The sequence below is a fragment of the Galbibacter sp. BG1 genome (assembly GCF_013391805.1).
Classification (GTDB): domain Bacteria; phylum Bacteroidota; class Bacteroidia; order Flavobacteriales; family Flavobacteriaceae; genus Galbibacter.
Genome location: NZ_CP058364.1, coordinates 1658254 through 1678526, shown reverse-complemented (window position 1 = coordinate 1678526; position 20273 = coordinate 1658254). Strand labels below are relative to the sequence as shown.

The following is a 20273-nucleotide window of genomic DNA, read 5'->3' as shown; positions in this document are numbered from 1 at the left end:
ATTTTTTTTAAGCTTCTTCTGTATTTCTCACTTTAGTGTGATAGAATACATTTGGTCTGGTTCCTTTAAAACCAAGTAAGTGATACATACGGTTGTCTTCTTTCAACTCAACAATTTCACTTTCTTTGTCGTTTACATCCCCAAACTTGATTGCCCCTGTACTACAAGCAGCAGAACATGCGGTTTTAAACTCACCATCTTTAATTGTTCTACCCTCTCTTTTGGCGTCTAAGATTGTTTTCTGTGTCATTTGAATACACATAGAACACTTCTCCATAACCCCTCTAGAACGTACGGTTACATCTGGATTTAATACCATTCTTCCTAAATCGTCATTCATATGGAAATCGAACTCATCGTTCTCATTGTACAAGAACCAGTTGAAACGACGCACTTTATAAGGACAGTTGTTAGCACAATAACGCGTACCTACACAACGGTTGTAAATCATTTGGTTTTGACCTTGCTTACCATGAGAACTTGCCGCAACTGGACAAACCGTTTCACATGGAGCATGATTACAATGCTGACACATAACTGGCTGGAACGCTACCTGAGGATTCTCAGACGGGTGCTCCAATTCGTGATATGTGCTTATTGAGTTTGGAGCCGCTTCAACTTTTGCTGCATCTCCATCGAAAGTTTCTTCCGAAGAATAATATCTATCGATACGCAACCAGTGCATATCCCTGTATTTTCTCACTTCACTTTTACCAACAACTGGAACATTGTTTTCTGCATGACATGCAATAACACAAGCCCCACAACCAGTACAAGCATTTAAATCGATCGATAAGTTAAAATGATGCCCAATACTAGAGTCGAATTCAGTCCATAAATCGGCTTCTGCGATTGGCACTTCCTGGTGGTTTACAGAAACCTCAGGTTGCGGATTCCAAACATGCGAATTCTTAGTATTGAAAATCTCTAAAGAAGTTTCCCTTAAGATATCATTTCTTCCATCCATTGTACTCTTCATCTGCACGGATGCAAACTCATGGGTACCTGAAACTTTTTCAATTTTAACTTCCTGTGTATTATTGAAACCTAGGTAAAGCGGATATGCATTTACACCGGTTTTCATCTCTTCTTTAACCCCTAATTCCCGGCCGTAACCAAAAGCTAAACCAACTGTTCCTTTCGCTTGACCTGGCTGAATTAAAGCTGGAACCTTATCTAAGGTCACCCCATTTACGGTAAGCTTTACATAATCTCCATTTAAACCACCGTTGGAAACCGTATAGTTTTCTAGATCTAACGCTTCCGCATCAGCTAAAGAGATCGTTAAGTAATTATCCCACGTATTTCTAGTGATTGGATCTGGCAATTCTTGTAACCATGGGTTGTTTGCTTGTTGTCCATCCCCCATAGAGGTTTTAGGATACAATACTAACTCCATCCCGTTTCCTGCGGCCCCTGCAAGTTTTCTTACTGCTGCAGCCACAGAAGCTACTGCCGCTTCGGCATTAACCGTATTTACTGGTTCTGCATCTGCACTTTCAACAGTTTCTTCTGAAGATGATCCTTCAACAACCTCTTCCTGAGCCATCATCTCCCCGGAGCCAACAAATACACCATCGTGCAATGCGCTGTTCCAAGAAGACCCACCCAAAATTGAAGAAGTCCATGTTTGTTTTATATAATCGTGGTAACCAACATCACTACCCATCCACGTCAATAAAGAATCTTGAAACTGTCTTGTATTGAACAAAGGACGAATGGTAGGTTGCATTAAACCATAATGATCTTTTTTAATTTCTACATCCCCCCAAGACTCTAAATAGTGAGGAGCCGCAGCAATATAAGCCGACTTAACAGCAGTTTCGTCTTCTTTTAAGCTATACGCTATAGAAAGACCTACTTTTTGAAGTCCAGCCTCAAACTCTGCTGCATTTGGTAATGAGTAAAGCGGATTAACACCACTTATAACCAAAGCACCAACGTTACCAGCATTCATATCTTTTACCAAAGCATCTACCTGCTTTGTATTTCCTTGGCGTGTAAATCGAGGGTTTTCGGTGTCTACTACAACACTTCCAATGCTCTTATTAATCGCTAAAGTTACATTTTGAGCATCCACATCGTTGATCCCTGTAACCACAACTGCATTCCTACCAGCTCTCGCCACTTGTGCAGCTGCATTTTTAACAGCTTCATCAATTTTAGCAGGCAATTCTCCACTAATCGACTTACCGTTTAGGTAACCGTAAAACTTAGCCAGTGCCACTTTCTGCTGAGAAGCAGTTAAAGGAATCCTTTTATCTGCACTCGCCCCTGTAAGGCTTAAATTAGATTCAAACTGAATATGACGGGACATTTTTCCTTCCGAAGGAATTCTACCTTTCGCATACCCTGTATCGAAACCTCCACCTTGCCAATCCCCTAAGAAATCGGCGCCGAAAGAAACAATAACTTCTGCTTTAGAAAAATCGTAGTCTGCCAACGCTCGAACTCCATAAGAAGCTTCAAAAGCATTCAAGGCAGCATCTTCAGAAATGGCATCATACTGAACATGTTTTACGTTTCCATATTTCGCAGAAAATTCAGCTATCAACTTTTTGGTAGACGGACTCGCATATGTTTGCGTTAATAAAACGATTTGCTTTCCAGAAGCTTTAGCAGCATTCAATCCAGCAATTACATTTTTATCTAAGTCATCCCAAGTGATATACTCACCTTTTGCCTTAGGCCCTTGCACACGTAAACTGTCGTACAATCCTAAAATAGACGCATGAACTCTTGCATTAGCCCCTCCATTAATCTTAGCGTCGGTGTTACTCTCTACTTTTATTGGTCGACCCTCACGAGTTTTAATCAATATGCTTGCAAAATCGTATCCATCTGCAATCGTAGTTGCATAGTAATTCGCTTTTCCAGGAATAATGTTTTCCGGCTGAACCACATATGGGATCGATTTTTTTACAGGCCCCTCACAAGCCGCCAAAGAAGCAGCCGCCGTAGAAAACCCTACATATTTAAGAAAATCACGTCTACTTGTAGACGAAGAACCCAACGAATCTTTATCTCCTAAAAATTCATCGTTCGGGATTTCCTCAACAAACTCATTCTGTTTAAGCGTCTCAGCGATAGAGCTATTTGGATTTAGCTCCTCAACACTTGACCAGTATTTTTTGTTTGATGCCATGTTATATATAACTATTTTAAATCAACCTGCCTTAACAGGCTCTTCTTAAATTCTTATTTGTACCTCTCTTCAACGAGATTATTTTTATTAATAGTGACACTTAGCACATTCGATACCACCCATTTGAGCAGCTGTCACTTCCTCTACACCATATTTCTTAGAAAGTTCTTCGTGTATTTTCTTATAATACTCATTCCCTTCCATCTTCACATTCGTCTTACGGTGACAATCTATACACCAACCCATGGTTAATGGAGCATGTTGATACATAACTTCCATTTCCTGCACAGGACCATGACATTCTTGACATGCAATCCTACCCACCGTTACGTGTTGTGAGTGGTTGAAGTATGCGAAATCTGGCAAGTTATGAATACGCACCCATTCTACAGGCTGTGTTTCTCCGGTATAGGCCTGCTTTTCAACATCCCAACCAACAGCCTTATAAAGTTTGGCAATTTCACCATCGTAAAATTCTTTTGAATATTCTGCTGTTGCAGTTTCTTCTGAAACTTCTGCAATATTTTTATGACAGTTCATACAAATATTTAATGAAGGAATTCCAGAATGCTTAGAAGTTCTTGCGGAAGAGTGACAATACTTACAATCGATACCGTTATCTCCAGCGTGAATTCTGTGCGAATAATGTATCGGCTGAATTGGTTGATACCCCTGATCTACCCCTATCTGCATAAAATAACCGTATGCAAAGTAGGCAGAAGCCAACAACAAGAAAACAACAGACACCAATACTAAAAATTGGTTTTGAACGAACGCTTTCCACAAAGGCAATCTTTTTTCCTGCTCTGGAAAAACAACACCATTAGCTTCCGCAATCCTTCTCAATGTTTTATTAACTAAAAACAACATTACGACAAGAACTCCAAATACTAAAATAAGCGCCCCTAAGATTATTTCGTTTCCTACACCCCCAGAAGAACCGCCAGCTTGCTCGCCTCCAGCCTGCGCTGTAGCAGCATCTGCTTTTTTCTCTTCTTTAGGCTGCATGGTATATGCAATAATATTATCGATATCCTCATTGCTCAACTGAGGAAAAGCCGTCATCACAGAAGGCTTATATTCTTCCCAAAGCTTTACGGCTTCTTCATCACCCGACTTAATTAACGCCTGACTGTTTTTTATCCACTTATACAACCATTCTTTCTCATGCTTATCCCCAATTCCTCTCAAAGCAGGACCCGTCATGTTTCTATCTAGATTATGACAAGCAGCACAATAAGTATTAAACAAAGATTTCCCAGCAGCTGGGTCACCCGATGCTTCATCTTGAGCATATACAGAAGTTGTAAATGATAGCAGAAGCGCTAATCCGATACCTAAAATTCGTGAAATTGAATTACGGCGTATCACCTTTTTCATATTGAAATATGTATTTTCTATCATAAAATTGGCACGGTTTTTATACTAAAATGGTAATAAACCGTTTTTCTAATCCGAGCACAAAAATACGACATAGACTCGATTTGGGAAATGTTACAGAAGCGTTAATACATAATTTATACCAATTCTAAATAAAAAAAATTAGACTTTAAAAAAATAATACAAGTACATTTGCATAAAACAGCATTCATTATGAGAATATTAGGTTACAAAGAAAGTATATCACTATCCATTTTTGCCCTGGTTTTTAGCGGAATTAGCTTCGCTCAAAGCAGTGTTAAAACTTCACAGCCAGAAGGAAAAATCAATATAGAACAAGATGCCCGCATCGAAAAGTTGGTAGCGTACAAAACCAAACTGAATAAAACTGAAACTGAAAAGAGGTATCGAATTCAAATTTACAACGGAACTTTAGAAGGTGCCGAGAAGGCAAAGCGTGATTTTAACGGAGATTTTAAGGATCTGACGAGCGAAATTGTTTTTGAAACGCCCAACTATAAAGTCCGTGTTGGTAAATTTAGAACAAGACTGGAAGCCGACAGGTATTTAATTGAAGTGAAAGAAGAATACCCCAGCGCATTTCTCCTACAGCCTTAAAAAGGAATTAAACGCATAAAAAAAAGCGACTCCGATAAAGAGTCGCTTTTTTATTTATATGATGTTGAACTTTACTTCAACTTTTTCTTAACCTCTACTTCACGGAAGCTTTCTACTACATCGCCTTCTTGAATGTCGTTGTAGTTTTTAATTTGAAGTCCGCAATCGTATCCTTTAGAAACTTCTTTCACATCGTCCTTGAAACGTTTTAAGGAAGCCAGTTCCCCGGTATATATTACCACACCGTCACGGATTAAACGAACTCCAGAATTTCTGTAAATCTTACCATCGGTTACCATACAACCAGCAATCGTTCCGATCTTGGAAATCTTGAAGGTTTCACGAATCTCTGCCGTACCTGTAATCTCTTCTTTAAGCTCTGGAGACAACATTCCTTCCATTGCATCTTTAAGATCATTTATGGCATCGTAGATGATAGAATAAGTTCGGATATCGATTTCTTCTTTATCTGCAATCGATCTGGCATTACCCATTGGCCTAACGTTAAATCCGATAATAATCGCATCGGAAGCCGAAGCCAATAGCACATCAGACTCTGTAATTGGCCCTACTGCTTTATGAATAATATTGATATGTATTTCTTCCGTAGATAGTTTTTGGAAAGAATCCGTCAACGCTTCCACAGAACCATCAACATCCCCTTTCAGGATAATGTTAAGTTCTTTAAAGTCTCCAAGTGCAATACGTCTTCCAATTTCATCCAACGTAATATGACGTTGCGTTCTAACTGACTGTTCACGCTGCAATTGTGTACGTTTGGCAGCAATTTGCTTCGCTTCACGCTCATCTTCGTATACGCTAAACTTATCTCCTGCCTGTGGCGCTCCATCCAATCCTAAAATTGAAATTGGTGTTGAAGGTCCGGCTACTTTTATGTCCTTTCCACGTTCATCCTGCATTGCCTTTACCTTACCACTATGAGTCCCAGCAAGAACGTAGTCTCCTATTTTTAAGGTACCAGCTTGCACCAACACCGTAGAAACATATCCTCTACCCTTATCTAAATAAGCCTCAACAACAGTACCGTTGGCAATTTTATTCGGATTCGCTTTTAGCTCTAAAATTTCAGCCTCCAGCAATACTTTCTCCAACAATTCTTGAACACCTTGTCCTGTTTTAGCCGAAATATCCTGGGATTGAATTTTACCTCCCCAATCTTCTACCAAAAGATTCATTTGTGCCAAGCTTTCTTTAATCTTATCTGGGTTTGCAGTTGGCTTATCCACTTTATTGATAGCAAAAACTATTGGAACTCCAGCCGCTTGTGCGTGACTGATAGCCTCCTTTGTTTGAGGCATTACATCGTCGTCTGCCGCTACCACAATAATTGCAAGGTCGGTTACCTGCGCCCCACGTGCACGCATTGCCGTAAAGGCCTCGTGACCAGGAGTATCTAAAAATGCAATTTTTTGGCCATTTTTTAAGCTCACCCCGTAAGCACCGATATGTTGGGTAATTCCCCCACTCTCACCAGCAATTACGTTTTCTTCCCTAATATAATCCAGCAATGAAGTTTTACCATGATCTACGTGACCCATTACCGTAACAATAGGCGCACGATCTTGTAGATCTTTCGGATCGTCTACCACTTCCTCTACATCCTCTTCAATATCTGTGGTTATAAACTCAACTTCATATCCAAATTCATCAGCGATGATCGTTAAGGTTTCAGCATCTAAACGCTGATTCATGGTTACCATCATACCCAAAGACATACACGCTGAAATAATTTGGGTAACAGAAACATCCATAAGTGTAGCAACCTCACTAACCGTAACAAATTCAGTTACCTTAATTACTTTACTTTCTGCCTCTTGTTGCGCAAGTTCTTTCTCAGATTTCTGTCTATGGAAGTCCCTTTTCTCACGACGGTACTTCGCCCCTTTGGATTTATTGGATTTTCCTTGAAGTTTTTCAAGAGTTTCCCGTACTTGTTTTTGTACTTCTTCTTCTGTTGGCTCTACCTTTTCCACTGGAGCATTTCTTCTACCTTTACCTCTTTGGTTACGGTCTTTAGAAAATCTTCCGCCGCCAGTATTATTTGGTCTTGGCCCTTTGTTATTGTCTTTGCTTATTCTACGACGACGTTTTTTCTTATCGTCTCCAGGTTTGGCACCTTTTTTATCTCCAGCTTTCGCGTCTTCCTTCTTCTTCTTAGGCTTATTAAACTGGGAAAGATCTATTTTCTCCCCTGTAAAATTAGGACCAGAAAGTTTGGTGTATTTGGTTTTTACCTGTTCAGAATCTACCTCTTCCCCATCTACGATCACTTTCTTGGTTTCATTCGGAGCAACCGTTTCTTTCTTCTCGGTAGGCTTTACTTCTTCTTTAGGTTTTTGCTTCTGTTCTTTAGGAGCTTCCTGTTTAGGTTTTGCAGGCGCCTCTTGCTTAGTCTCTGCTTTAGCCTCTACAGGCTTTTTATCTTCCGCTTTAGCAACTTCTTCCTTCTTCTCTACAGGTTTTGGTGATTCCTTTGGAGTTTCTTGCTTCTGCTCTTGCTTAGGCTCAGCTGCATTGTCGGCTTTCTTTTCTTCTTTCTTTTTAGAAGAAGCCTGCTCCTCTTTCTTCCCGTCGAGGTCTATCTTTCCAACAGTTTTTGGACCCGCCAAATTCGCTTTTGCCTTCACAACTTCTTGCTCTTCTTGCTTTTGGCGTTTTAGCTCATTTTCTTTCTCCAATTCCTGCCTAATAGCTTCTTTCTCTTTACGCTTTTCTTCCCCAACTTCTTTGGAAGCAACTTTTTTACTCCTATCGGTTTGAAATTCGTCTAAGAGCACATTGTAAACCTCATTGGTAATTTTTGCGGTAGGGCGTGCCTCCACTTCATGACCTTTAGACGATAGATATTCTACCGCTCGGTCCAACGAAATGTTTAATTCTCTTAAAACTTTATTTAGCCTCAATTTTGCGCTTTCAGCCATACAATATTTGTTATCCTAAATTTTATTTACTCACTCTGTGAGTTGTGCTTTTGCCTTTATCCCTTTTTATTGGGAAATTGCAATCGCTACATTATTAACCTATAAATACCTCGCAGGCAAGCCCAGAAGTTGCAACCTTCTATAAAGTTAGTCTTCGAATTCTTCTTTTAAAATTCTCACCACTTCTTCAATGGTTTCCACTTCAAGATCAGTTCTCTTAACTAAGTCGCTCACCTCTTGGTCTAGGACACTTTTAGCAGTATCCAAACCTATTTTTCTAAACTCTTCTATAATCCACGCTTCAATTTCGTCTGAGAATTCTGTTAACTCAACATCTTCCTCAACACCTTCACGAAGCACGTCTATTTCGTAACCGGTTAATTGACCGGCCAAACGTATGTTAAAACCTCCTTTACCAATTGCCTTAGAAACCTCTTCTGGTTTTAAAAGCACTTCGGCATGTTTAGTTTCATCGTTCAAAGTTACTAAACTTACTCTAGCCGGACTCAATGCACGGCTAATAAACAATTGTGGATTGTTTGTAAAGTTAATAACATCTATGTTTTCATTTCCTAATTCGCGCACAATCCCATGAATCCTAGAACCCTTCATCCCCACACAAGCTCCAACAGGATCTATTCTATCATCGTAAGAATCCACCGCTACTTTTGCCTTTTCACCTGGGATCCTCACTACTTTTTTAACGGTAATAAGTCCGTCGAATACCTCAGGGATTTCCTGTTCAAATAACTTTTCAAGGAACTCAGGAGCAGTTCTAGACATTATAATCATGGGCTTGTTACCCTTCAACTCTACACCTTCGATAATACCTCTTACATTTTCCCCTTTTCTGAAAAAATCTGAAGGTATTTGTTTATCCTTCGGAAGAATAATTTCATTCCCTTCATCATCTAGCAAAATAACCGCTTTATGACGAATATGATGCACCTCTGCCGTATAAATCTCCCCTATAAGATCTTTAAACTGCTTATAGATAGTGGTGTTATCGTGCTCGTGAATTTTAGATATTAGATTTTGTCTTAAAGCCAAAATGGACCTTCTACCTAAATCGATTAGCTTTACTTCTTCAGATACATCCTCTCCAACTTCAAAATCTGGTTCGATTTTTCTAGCTTCTGTTAAAGAAATTTCTTGGTTATCATCCTCCACTTCATCATCAGCAACCACAATTCGGTTTCTCCAAATCTCTAAATCTCCTTTGTCTGGGTTTATAATGATATCAAAATTATCATCAGATCCAAACTTTTTCTTAAGGGCATTTCTGAATACATCTTCTAAAATGGCCATTAACGTTACACGATCTATGAGTTTATCGTCTTTAAACTCAGAAAATGATTCGATCAATGCAAGATTCTCCATGTCAATTTCTTAATTAAAATGTTATCATCACTTTAGCTTCCTCTATATCCGCAAAAGGGATTTCTTTTTCGTACTTTACAGTTACCTTTCCTTTACCTACCGGTTTGGGCTCCCTGGCTTTCCATTTTAATTGGATACCAGTTTCGGTTACCGCTGTTAGTTCTCCTTCAAATTTATCTTCAGCAGTCTTTACTTGAAATTTTCTACCAATACTTTTTTTGTACTGCCTGTTGTTAACTACAGGCTCCGTAGCTCCCGGGGAAGTAACTTCTAGGGAAAAATCTTGCTCTTCCCTATCTAAGTTGTGTTCTACATGCCTGCTTACTGCCATGCAATCTTTCAAAGAAACTCCTTTATCGCCATCAACAATTACTTTGATTTTATTATCGGGAGTTATCGAGAAATCAATCAAAAAAAGCGACTTATTCTCGTCAAAAACTTCATTTAAAAGTGCTGTTACTCTTTCCTTCAACATCTAATATTTGTATAAAAAGAGGGGACTTTTTGTCCCCTCTGAAATAGATTATTCACTTTCAACGGTGCAAATATACAATTTTTTTTAAACCTATAAACACTTCTAATAAAGTAATTTATTATAGGAATGCATCGCTCCAGTTTAACAGTGAAATTAAATTTTTTTGGCAACAAAAAACCCACACAATAAGTATGGGTTTTCCTTGTTTTCCGTTGGCCTACTAGGACTCGAACCTAGAACGACTGGACCAAAACCAGCTGTGTTGCCAATTACACCATAGGCCATTAAACCTTGCTTGTTTGGACTCTCATCCGTAAAAGCAGGTGCAAATTTATAACAAACTTTGATATGCGCAAACATTTTTTTGAAATTTTTTATTTTGCCCAAAATTCGCCCTGTTAACATTTTTGAAAAGTGGGGTACTTTCCCTTAATATTTATTAAATTCGCCTGCTATATACGAAAAACAGTTACATGTCTGCAAATCAATTTAAAAAATGGGATACTATCCTAGGTTGGGTAGTTTTTTTAATTGCACTTATTACCTATCACCTAACAGTAGAACCTACTTCGAGCTTTTGGGATGCCGGTGAGTATATTGCCACCTCTGCTAAATTACAGGTTGGGCACCCTCCTGGGGCTCCCTTCTTCCAAATGATTGGTGCTTTTTTTGCGATGTTCGCCCCAGATGCTGAGGCTATCGCTGTTACCGTAAACCACATGTCGGTTTTCTCTAGCGCCTTTACCATATTATTTATGTTTTGGTCCATTACCAACATTACACGAAAACTCGCCCTAAAAAACGGAGAACTTACAGTAAACGAACTCTCCACTGGTAATTACATTGCCATTTTAGGAAGCGGATTTGTGGGGGCTTTAGCCTTTACATTTTCTGATAGTTTTTGGTTTAATGCTGTAGAAGCCGAAGTATATGCCATGGCCATGCTCCTTACTTCCCTTATGGTGTGGTTGGGATTAAAATGGGCAGACGAAATGCATACCCCTCGCGGAAATAGATGGCTGGTGCTTATTTCTTTGGTAGTTGGACTTTCTTTCGGGGTTCATTTTATGGCTCTGCTAACGATCCCTTCCTTGGGAATGATTTACTATTTTAAAAATTATAAAGATTACAATGCGAAATCGTTTATCCTTGCCAATGTAATCTCTATTGCCATACTCCTGTTTATTTTCAAACTACTGCTTCCTAATGTAATGAAGTTATTTGCTTATTTGGAGGTTTTCTTCGTGAACAGTATTGGTTTACCGTTTAACTCGGGAACTATAATAGCGGGACTCTTAATTATTGCTTTGTTTTACTTCGGATTGAGTTATACCCGCAAGAAAAATTACAACCTATTAAATACCATTGTTTTAAGTGTGATGTTTATCCTTATCGGGTTTTCCACTTGGATGATGGTTCCCATACGTGCCAATGCTGGAACGGTAATTAACGAAAACAGCCCCACAGATGCACGCCAGCTTCTAGCTTATTACAACTTAGAGCAATATCCAGAAACCCATCTTTTCTATGGTCCAATGTATACCGATGCATTTGCAGGACAAGATCCAGACAATCCTTATAAAGATGACAAACCGAAATATGAAAGAGATTACAAAACAGGTAAATATGTCATCGTAAACAACTTTAAGAACTCCCGTGTAGCTCCCAATAGTTCGCAAGAAGGATTTTTACCGAGAATGTGGAGCAGTGAGCACGCCGCTAATTATATGAAGATTACAGGCCCCGTAAATATAAAGGTAAAGCCACAGTACAGTAGCGAGAAACAACTTAAAGGAGCCATTAGTAAATTTAAGAGGGACCTAGAAAATGGCACCATCGATGAAGAAGAATATTTAAACTTTATAAAGCAATTCAACGAGTTTCTAATTATTGAAAAGCCGACCTTCTGGCAAAATATGCATTACCTTTTTGAATTTCAAATGGGGTACATGTACTGGCGTTATTTCATGTGGAATTTTACTGGGCGCCAAGACGATATTCAAGGAAAACTGGATAACCACGGAAACTGGTTGAGCGGTATAAAATTTATAGATGAATGGAGATTGGGCTCTCAAGACAACCTTCCATCGGATGTATTGAACAACAAAGCCCGAAACACCTATTTCTTTTTGCCTTTAATTTTGGGGCTTATCGGATTTATTTTTATTCTGAAGTCCAACAAGCAACAATTTTGGGTGCTTTTTACCCTTTTCCTCTTTATGGGGCTCGCCCTTAAAATTTACTTGAACGAACGTCCTTTTGAACCCCGCGAACGGGATTATGCGCTTGTAGGTTCTTTCTTCGTTTTTTCTATGTGGATTGGAATGGGAGTGTATGCACTTTTTGAGGAGTTTAAAAAATACCTTCAGCCAAAAGTATTGGCCCCACTAATTACCGTGGTTTGTTTTTTAGCAGTACCCACGGTAATGGCGTACCAAAATTGGGACGACCATGATCGTTCCGATAGGTATACGGCACAATCCATGGCAAAATCCTATTTAGATTCCATAGAGGAAGATAAAGACGCCATACTCTTTACTATTGGAGATAACGATACATTTTCTTTATGGTATGCGCAGGAAATAGAAGGATACCGCACAGATGTACGAACGATCAATACTAGTTTATTCGCTACGGATTGGTATATCGACCAAATGAAGCGAACTGCGTACCAGAGCAAACCCATTCCGTCTCAACTTACCCACGATAAATATGCCTATGGTGTTCGTGATGCTGTGTATTACCAGCAATTAACAGATGAACGTTGGGACATTAAAAAATTCATGGACTGGATAAGCAACGATGACAATACGATAAGAAACCTTATTAAAAAACGGGGCGGGGACATTTCTCAATATCCAGAAAGCTATCTAAACTTGCCTTTCTACCCCACAAATAAAATCCGTGTACCTGTAAATAAAGGAACTGTTCTTAAAAACGGATTGGTAAAAGAAAAAGACTCTGCTAAAATTGTGGATTATATAGACATTGACCTTCCTAAAAGTGCCTTGCCGAAGAACCGTATATTAATGTTGGATATTTTGGCAAACAATAATTGGGAGCGTCCAATATACTTTACAGGAGGAAGTTTCGATCCTGCGGAATATCTTTGGATGAAAGATTACTTGCAACTAGACGGTCTTGTATATAAGTTAGTGCCTATTGAAACCCCGATTGATAAAAACAATCCGTATGAAATGGGCCGCATTGACGAAGACCTTATGTATAATATTGTAATGGACTGGGATTGGGGGAATTCCGAATCTCCTGATATTTACCACGATCCAGAAACACGCAAAAACAGTATCTCGTACCGTGGGAATTTGGCGCGATTAACTGAAAAGTTAATTAGAACCGATAAAACCCAAAAAGCTAAAGACGTATTGGATTTAGCGATGGAGAAAATGCCATTTGGCTACTTTGGTTATTATGTTTTCTTAGAACCATACGTAGAAGGTTATTATAAAGTAGGGGAAACTGAAAAAGCTAGGGAACTTTATAAGAACATTGCCAAGAAATACCAAGAAAGCTTAAACTATTACAGTAATCTAGATATCGATACCCAATATAATTATGCTTCAGACATCGTAAGCGATGTGGAGAGGTACCGAAGTTTACTTGATATTGTTGTTGGTAATGACAATAAAGAGTTTGCACTTCCGGAGACAAAAACTTTTAACGACTATCTGGAGCGTTTCAGTCATTTTTATCAAAGACCGGGTGCTGCGCAACCAAATCAGGTGCCTCAAGGACAACCTGCCATAGACGACAATGTAAAGCCTATGGAAGAAATTGATTCTGCCATTAACGATGGAGAAGCTCCTATTAATCCATTAGAGGATGGGACTGTTATAGAATAAAACTGAATCGAAATAAAAAGACTGGGCGTAATACAATAAAATTGTATTACGCCCATTTTTTATGCAACTAACTCAATTTGAATAATTAAGGTTCTAAATTTACACTTTTGGCATTGACTATTTCTGAATAAAATCGGGTAGTTATTACACACTTTCTTTGCGGCTTTCACAGTGTTTTACTCACTTCCATATGGAATTATTTTTTCTCGAAACGAATTAAAATACTGATTATCAGTTAATTAGTATTTAACAGAACTATGCTAACGACCTTGGTATAGAAATGGCTATTTAATAAGTGAAAACAATTAATAATAATCATAAAAACATTTATATCATGAAAAAGTTAGTTTTAGCATCCGTTTTAGCATTAGGTAGTTTAACAGCATTTGCAGCTACCCCAGTAGTTTTAGAAAATAACAATGAAACTGTTAACACCATTCAAGAAGAATATCAAGAAATTGATGTAGCAGAGGTTCCACAAGCGGTAACTGATGCCCTAGCAGCAGATTTCCCAGGAGCCGAAATTTCTAAAGCATATAAAAATGAAGCTTCAGAATATAAGTTGGACGTAATGGTAGGAGAGGAAACAACTACTTTATATGCCAACGAGAACGGAGATTGGATACAGAAATAATAAGCAATAAGCTTCGTTTATTTTAATTACGTTTGAGAAAAAGGCTTGTCAATTTATTGGCAAGTCTTTTTTGCTTTCCCACGCGGCACCAAATTCTATTCCCTACCTGACGAGAATTGAACGATAACTCTCCAGTAAGATTAAAATTTTATCTGTAAAAACGGATCCAAATGACTAAAATCAGTCTGAAAAAACGCCCTTTACTTATATAACAGCTGTGTACCCCGGTACACAAATTACTCACTTTTGTATTCAAATTATACAGTTTTAAACAGCTTCTCTTAGTCAAAATAATCTGCATTTGACTGTAACTAATTGAATATTAAAATATTAAGTGATTCACCCTAAATGTGGTATAAAATTGGTTTTATAAACTGTAAACGATTTAAGTTTAAGTAAAACATAAAAAAAGAAAAAGATATGAGAAAGTTAGTATTAGCATCAGCAATGGCATTAGGTAGTTTTGCATCTTTTGCAACAACCCCAGTAATTTTTCACGACGGAATTGCAGAAGAAATTTACGCAGACCAAGATGAGTATACACCTATAGATGCCACAGAACTTCCAACAGCCATAACAGATGCCTTGGAAGCCGATTTCCCAGGAATTGAAGTTTCAAAAGCGTTTAAAAATGACGCAGACGAATACAAAATCCAAGTGGAAGTTGGAGGACAAACATCCAACCTATATGCCACCGCAGATGGGGAATGGATTCAGAAATAATTTTGTTTCAGTTCATGAAAAGTTAATTTAAAGAATTCAAGTTTTAAACAAAGTCATATTTTGTTTGGGGATGGTGAAAGCCGTCCCTTTTTTTATGATTTTTTTAGGTGGTAGCTTCTAATAACTTTCTATTTTTGTAGAAAGTCAGTTATAGAATGCCAAAGATCTTATTAATAGAAGATGATGTTACGTTTTCGGCGATGTTGGAACGTTTTTTAAAAAAAAATGATTTCACGGTAGAGACCAGTTATTCATCGGAAGAAGCTCAAAAAAAGCTCTCCAATACTTCGTATGATTTAGTTTTTACAGATCTCAGGCTTCCTGACGATGATGGAATTACCATACTTACCAAAGTAAAAGAAAAGCATCCCGATACACCCGTTATTTTAATGACCGGTTATGCTGAAGTTTCCACCGCTGTAAAAGCGATGAAAAAGGGCGCTTTTGACTATATTTCCAAGCCATTTAATCAAGATGAAGTTCTTATCGTGATACAAAATGCGCTTAAAGGAGAAAAAAAGACTTCCACACCAGTGGAAGAGACCACTGCTAAAGCACCTTCTAAAACGTCCAAGACAAAACCCTTGTCTGCCAAAAAACCGGTTTCTGGAATTAGCAGTGCTTCCATTAAATTAAATGAATACATTAAATTGGTTGCCCCCACCGACATGTCGGTTTTAATTACGGGAGATAGCGGTACTGGAAAAGAAGTGGTAGCCAAACGCATTCACGATAATAGTAGAAGAAAGAATTTTAGTTTTATAGCCGTTGATTGTGGGGCCATCCCAAAAGAAATCGCGGCCAGTGAATTTTTCGGACACGTAAAAGGTTCTTTCACGGGAGCCGTTAATAATAAAATTGGCCATTTTGAAGCTGCCAATGGTGGAACGATATTTTTAGATGAAGTAGGTAATTTGTCCTATGAAAATCAGATTCAACTTTTACGGGCGCTACAAGAACGAAAAATAAAACCTATAGGAAGCAACCAAGAGATTGATGTAGACATCCGTTTGATAACCGCCACCAACGAAGATCTGCTCCAAGCCGTGGAAAAAGGACAGTTTCGCGAAGACCTTTACCATAGACTCAATGAGTTTTCCATAAAAGTGCCCAATTTACACGAACGCCAGGAAGACCTTTTGCTTTTTGCCGATCATTTTTTGAATATGGCTAACGAACAGCTCAACAAAAATGTTTTAGGATTTTCGGACGAGGTTATTAAAATTTTTCAAAAGTATAAATGGCCCGGTAACTTACGTGAAATGTCGAATGTAATTAAACGTTCGGCTTTACTTACACAAGGAGAGCTCATCGAAAAGAACGTCTTACCCATGGAAATTACCAGTCCACCGAAGGAAACTGCCAATCAAGTAAAGTCGTTCTCCACTAAAGACAATGAGCGCGACCTTATAATAAACGCATTAAATGAGGTTGGCAACAACAAATCTAAAGCTGCGCGTTTACTAAATATTACCCGAAAAACACTTTACAATAAAATTAAAGAATACGAGATCGAGGCTTAAAGCCATTTGGTATTCATACGAAACAAATTTTGATAGTCCAACAAAATGTACTTACTTTGTAATAACATTTATTAATTATGGAAACATCAATAATTAAAATTGGAAATTCAAAAGGACTTCGTTTAAGCAAGACCATTCTGGATAAATATAATATTAAAGACAAGGTTGAACTCATCTTGGAAAAAGAACAAATAGTTCTTAAGCCAATCGCTTCACCAAGAAAAAATTGGGAAAAGGAGTTTAAGAAAATGAGCGAAATCGGAGATGACAAGCTACTTATGAACGATGTCTTCGACGATGAAAACCTCGAGGAATGGATTTAAAACAATACTCAATTGTTCTTGTAAATCTTGACCCTACAATTGGTAGTGAAATAAAAAAGACAAGACCTTGCGTTATCGTTTCACCAAATGAAATGAATAAATTCTTAAAAACAATCGTACTTGCGCCAATGACGACGTCCCTAAAAAAATACCCGACTAGAGTTTCTGTAAAACACAACGGAAAAAAGGGGATGATTGCAATCGACCAAATTCGAACCGTAGATAAAACAAGAATCATCCGAGTTTTTGAAAGTCTGACAAAATCGGAAATTGAAAAATGTAAAGAAGTAATAAAAGAGACCTTTGTAGACTAAAAAAATACTATTGCCAATATAGGAAAATATGCCCTAATTTACTTTAGAGAACTTAAAATCAGCCCGAATAAAAATCTCACAAAACCGAACGAAATGTAGGCAGATAAATCACGAGGATTGTCAATGTTACTGAAGCGTCGGCATTCAGTATTTTTGTGCTTGTTAAGACCCGTGCCAACCTACGTAACAATTCTTTCACAACTCCTTTCATATGGATTCTCGACCTCTCTTGTTATAAATAAAAACTCGCTTCACGGTTCTCGGGAGGGGCAATAAGGTTTGCGGGAAAGGCTACTCCGTTACATAAAACCCTACCAAGCTTGCGGGAAAGCTTATATATCCATCGGGAAACCTTTGAACTTACCGAATTAAAGCTCATTCTCTCTCGGGATATTTAGAGATAAACTTTTATGCTAAACACAGTCATTGCTATTTTAAATTTTTATCCACAGCTTTAAACGTGAGCTTTATATTTTTCTTTAGCGCCTTATAATTTTCAGGTAACTGCTTTTGCTCTTCATCTTTAAAATGTTCCAAAAAGTTAAGAATAGGTATTACTGTTTGCGCACTTATTTGCTTAAACATAGTTTGCATTTTGTGGGCAATCTTCCGAACACCTTCCAAATCTGATTCTTTAATCATAATTTTTAGATCCTTTAGATCTTCAACCGTAGTTTCTTTAAAAACATCTATGATTTCTAGCACAGCTTCTTTGTCATTTAAAAAAGAACTCAAAGAGGTTAGGTCAAAAAGTTCGTTGGCAGCGGCCGATTTTTCTGGTGGGGCTTCTTCCATTTCCGGGGTTTGGTTTTCATGGTTTACAACTTGGGCAATCTTATTCAGCAATATTTTAGGTTCGTATGGTTTGTAGAGAAACTCTGCGAAACCAGCTTCAATATAACTTTTTTTATTTAAATCTTTTCTTCCCGTAACGGCAATTATAGGTTGATTGTTGTAACGGTATTGCTCGTCTGATCTCAGTGTTTCAGCAAAATAGAATCCGTTGAAGGACGGCAATTGTATATCGGTAATTATAAAATCGTACGCAATATTACTTATTTCTTCCAAAGCCTTTTTTCCGCTATTAAAAGTAAATACTTCAAAATTATTATTTTCCAATACTTCCCGGTTCAAACTCAATAAAGTTTCGTCATCATCTATTACAATGGCCGTGAATCTTTTGTTGGAAACTGGCAACTCCTCTTTGGTTTCTGGTTTTTTCGCTATTTCCTGATTGCTAAATTCCGCAGGAAAAACAAATGAAAAGGTACTCCCTTTCCCCTCCTTACTTTCTAGGTATAAATTTCCACCGAGTAATTTTGCCAGCTTTCTGGAAATGGTAAGACCTAAACCGCTACCGCCATATTTCTTTTCGGTGTCACCGCCTTCGGCTTGAGTAAACTCTTCAAAAATGATATCTTGTTTCTCCTTTTTAATGCCAATTCCCGTATCTATTACAGCTAGCGAAACAAGCTGTTTGCCATCGCTCGTTCTCTTTAAACGCGCTTTAATGGCTATACTTCCTTCTTCTGTAAATTTAAAAGCATTCCCTACAAGGTTGGATAAAATTTGTTTTACCCGAAAAGGGTCTCCCAAAAGGAGTTTATCTATTGCCGGATCAATATCTATAACCAGTTCGATATTTTTAGAAGCATAAATCGATTGTACGCTTTCGGCGGTTTCTTTTACAAGGTTAGCAAGATCGAAAGACACACGTTCTATATTAATTTTCCCTGCCTCCAGTTTACTAAAGTCAAGCAGGTCTTCTACAAGCTGGGTTACATATTTCGAGGCATTCTTTATACTATCGGTGTAATGTGATTCCTTTTCGTTTAAATCGGCTTCCTTTAGTAATTCGGTATAGCCAACAATGGTGCTCAAAGGTGTTCTTAGATCGTGACTCACCATGGATATAAGCTGCTCCCTGCTTTTTAATAAAAGCTTATTGTGCTCGTTGGACCTTTCTATTTGTTTTTTGTATTGTTGGCTTTTCCATGAGTCACGCAGAATTATTAACGAAAACAACACCACTAAAATCCCTCCAATTATAGCAGCTACGGAAACTACTCGAATACTTCTTTGAAGCACTTTTTCCCGTTCTGCATTAAGCTGTCTTGAATTTGAAATAAACTCATCTTCAAACGCCGTTAAAATTTGCCGAAGCTGTTGCGAGGTATTAAGGTCGTTTTTTAACAACTGCCTTTCTTTAAACGCGTAATACAATTTTTGGGATGAAGCCTCTTCTTTTACATTTTGAAGCATTTCTCGAGAGGCCGTTACAATAGAATCCAACGTTTTTTGATCCACCGAATTTGTAGAATCACGTGGAATGTAGCGGTTATAAATCTCGATGCGCTGTTGCAGCAAATTCTTGGTATCTTCATCTAGGTTTTCAGGATCTTCCACAAAGTCCTTAAGGGAAAGCCTCCCCAATTGATCCTCTATATTGGATAACTTTTCAATAGCCGTTTCAATATTTTTTTCTGAAGTATCGTTGAGACGGAGCTCCCGTAATTCACTAATGTTTTTTATTTTCTGCTGAAGCAAGTAATTTACACTGTCCAATAATTTAGACTGGTATGGCTCATTGATCAATAATTTTAAGGAATCTATTTGAGCCGATATGGAATCGTTCTTCCTAATAAACCGAAGGTATGGCTCCCTGTTGTTGGATTGTACGGCAGAACGGGCAAAACTTTCGCTTTCGTACATTAAAGTGAGTAGCTTCCCTATGCGTAACACTTTATCCTTCTCGATGGTTTCGTCCCGTTGTGCTTGGGTAAACGAGCTCAACTCGTTATAAACCATCCATCCAACTACTACTACCAGCGACACCAGCGCCAAGTAACTAAGGAATACTTTTAAAGGAATTCTACTCTTGGATTCTTTCATTTATTTGTATCGTTTATTTAAAAGTCAAGGCTGTTATATAACAATTTTTAAAGGTAAATAAAGT

General features: G+C 38.1%; 13 protein-coding genes and 1 tRNA gene. 7 read left to right on the top strand and 7 right to left on the bottom strand.

Annotation, left to right across the window (positions count from 1 at the left end; all coding sequences use genetic code 11):
* Positions 1-7 precede the first annotated feature (7 nt).
* Positions 8-3145 (bottom strand): TAT-variant-translocated molybdopterin oxidoreductase, encoded by a 3138-nt coding sequence (locus HX109_RS07400; RefSeq protein ID WP_178950699.1) that lies wholly within the window; start codon positions 3143-3145, stop codon positions 8-10.
* Positions 3146-3232: 87 nt separating this feature from the next.
* Positions 3233-4525: a c-type cytochrome gene (locus tag HX109_RS07395; protein ID WP_178954108.1), complete on the bottom strand. Its 1293-nt coding sequence runs from the start codon at positions 4523-4525 to the stop codon at positions 3233-3235.
* 213 nt (positions 4526-4738) lie between these two features.
* Between HX109_RS07395 and HX109_RS07390 the strand changes: the two genes are divergently transcribed.
* Positions 4739-5143, top strand: coding sequence for an SPOR domain-containing protein (locus tag HX109_RS07390; RefSeq protein WP_178950697.1), 405 nt, complete (start codon positions 4739-4741; stop codon positions 5141-5143).
* A 71-nt stretch (positions 5144-5214) separates the two neighbouring features.
* On the opposite strand, the gene infB is transcribed toward HX109_RS07390, so the two are convergent.
* The 4 genes from infB to HX109_RS07370 all read right to left on the bottom strand — a co-directional run bounded on the left by infB (position 5215) and on the right by HX109_RS07370 (position 10224).
* Complete coding sequence (gene infB / locus HX109_RS07385) at positions 5215-8085, bottom strand: translation initiation factor IF-2 (protein ID WP_178950695.1); 2871 nt, start codon at positions 8083-8085, stop codon at positions 5215-5217.
* Positions 8086-8232: 147 nt separating this feature from the next.
* Positions 8233-9465 carry a transcription termination factor NusA gene (gene nusA / locus HX109_RS07380; RefSeq protein ID WP_178950693.1) on the bottom strand — a complete coding sequence of 411 codons (1233 nt, stop codon included), beginning with the start codon at positions 9463-9465 and terminating at the stop codon, positions 8233-8235.
* A 13-nt stretch (positions 9466-9478) separates the two neighbouring features.
* Complete coding sequence (rimP, locus tag HX109_RS07375; protein ID WP_178950691.1) at positions 9479-9940, bottom strand: ribosome assembly cofactor RimP; 462 nt, start codon at positions 9938-9940, stop codon at positions 9479-9481.
* Positions 9941-10152: 212 nt separating this feature from the next.
* Positions 10153-10224: transfer RNA gene (locus tag HX109_RS07370), tRNA-Gln, on the bottom strand.
* A 189-nt stretch (positions 10225-10413) separates the two neighbouring features.
* On the opposite strand from HX109_RS07370, the gene HX109_RS07365 reads away from it, so the two are divergent.
* The 6 genes from HX109_RS07365 to HX109_RS07340 all read left to right on the top strand — a co-directional run bounded on the left by HX109_RS07365 (position 10414) and on the right by HX109_RS07340 (position 17317).
* Positions 10414-13800 (top strand): DUF2723 domain-containing protein, encoded by a 3387-nt coding sequence (locus tag HX109_RS07365; RefSeq protein WP_178950689.1) that lies wholly within the window; start codon positions 10414-10416, stop codon positions 13798-13800.
* A 334-nt stretch (positions 13801-14134) separates the two neighbouring features.
* On the top strand, positions 14135-14434 hold the full coding sequence (locus HX109_RS07360) for a hypothetical protein (protein ID WP_178950687.1): 300 nt from the start codon (positions 14135-14137) through the stop codon (positions 14432-14434).
* Between the two features lie 420 nt (positions 14435-14854).
* A complete protein-coding gene (locus HX109_RS07355) occupies positions 14855-15157 on the top strand; it encodes a hypothetical protein (protein ID WP_178950685.1) in 303 nt (100 codons plus the stop codon).
* 155 nt (positions 15158-15312) lie between these two features.
* Entirely contained in the window at positions 15313-16680 is a 1368-nt protein-coding gene (locus tag HX109_RS07350; RefSeq protein ID WP_178950683.1) for a sigma-54-dependent transcriptional regulator, read from the top strand.
* 77 nt (positions 16681-16757) lie between these two features.
* Positions 16758-17003 (top strand): AbrB/MazE/SpoVT family DNA-binding domain-containing protein, encoded by a 246-nt coding sequence (locus tag HX109_RS07345; protein WP_178950681.1) that lies wholly within the window; start codon positions 16758-16760, stop codon positions 17001-17003.
* The gene (locus HX109_RS07340; protein WP_178950679.1) at positions 16994-17317 is read left to right on the top strand and encodes a type II toxin-antitoxin system PemK/MazF family toxin; all 324 of its coding nucleotides are present in this window, start codon (positions 16994-16996) and stop codon (positions 17315-17317) included. Before HX109_RS07345 ends, HX109_RS07340 begins: the two co-directional genes overlap by 10 nt.
* A gap of 429 nt (positions 17318-17746) precedes the next feature.
* Here the strand turns inward: HX109_RS07340 and HX109_RS07335 are convergent, their stop codons facing one another.
* The gene (locus HX109_RS07335) at positions 17747-20209 is read right to left on the bottom strand and encodes a hybrid sensor histidine kinase/response regulator (RefSeq protein WP_178950678.1); all 2463 of its coding nucleotides are present in this window, start codon (positions 20207-20209) and stop codon (positions 17747-17749) included.
* Between the last annotated feature and the right edge of the window lie 64 nt (positions 20210-20273).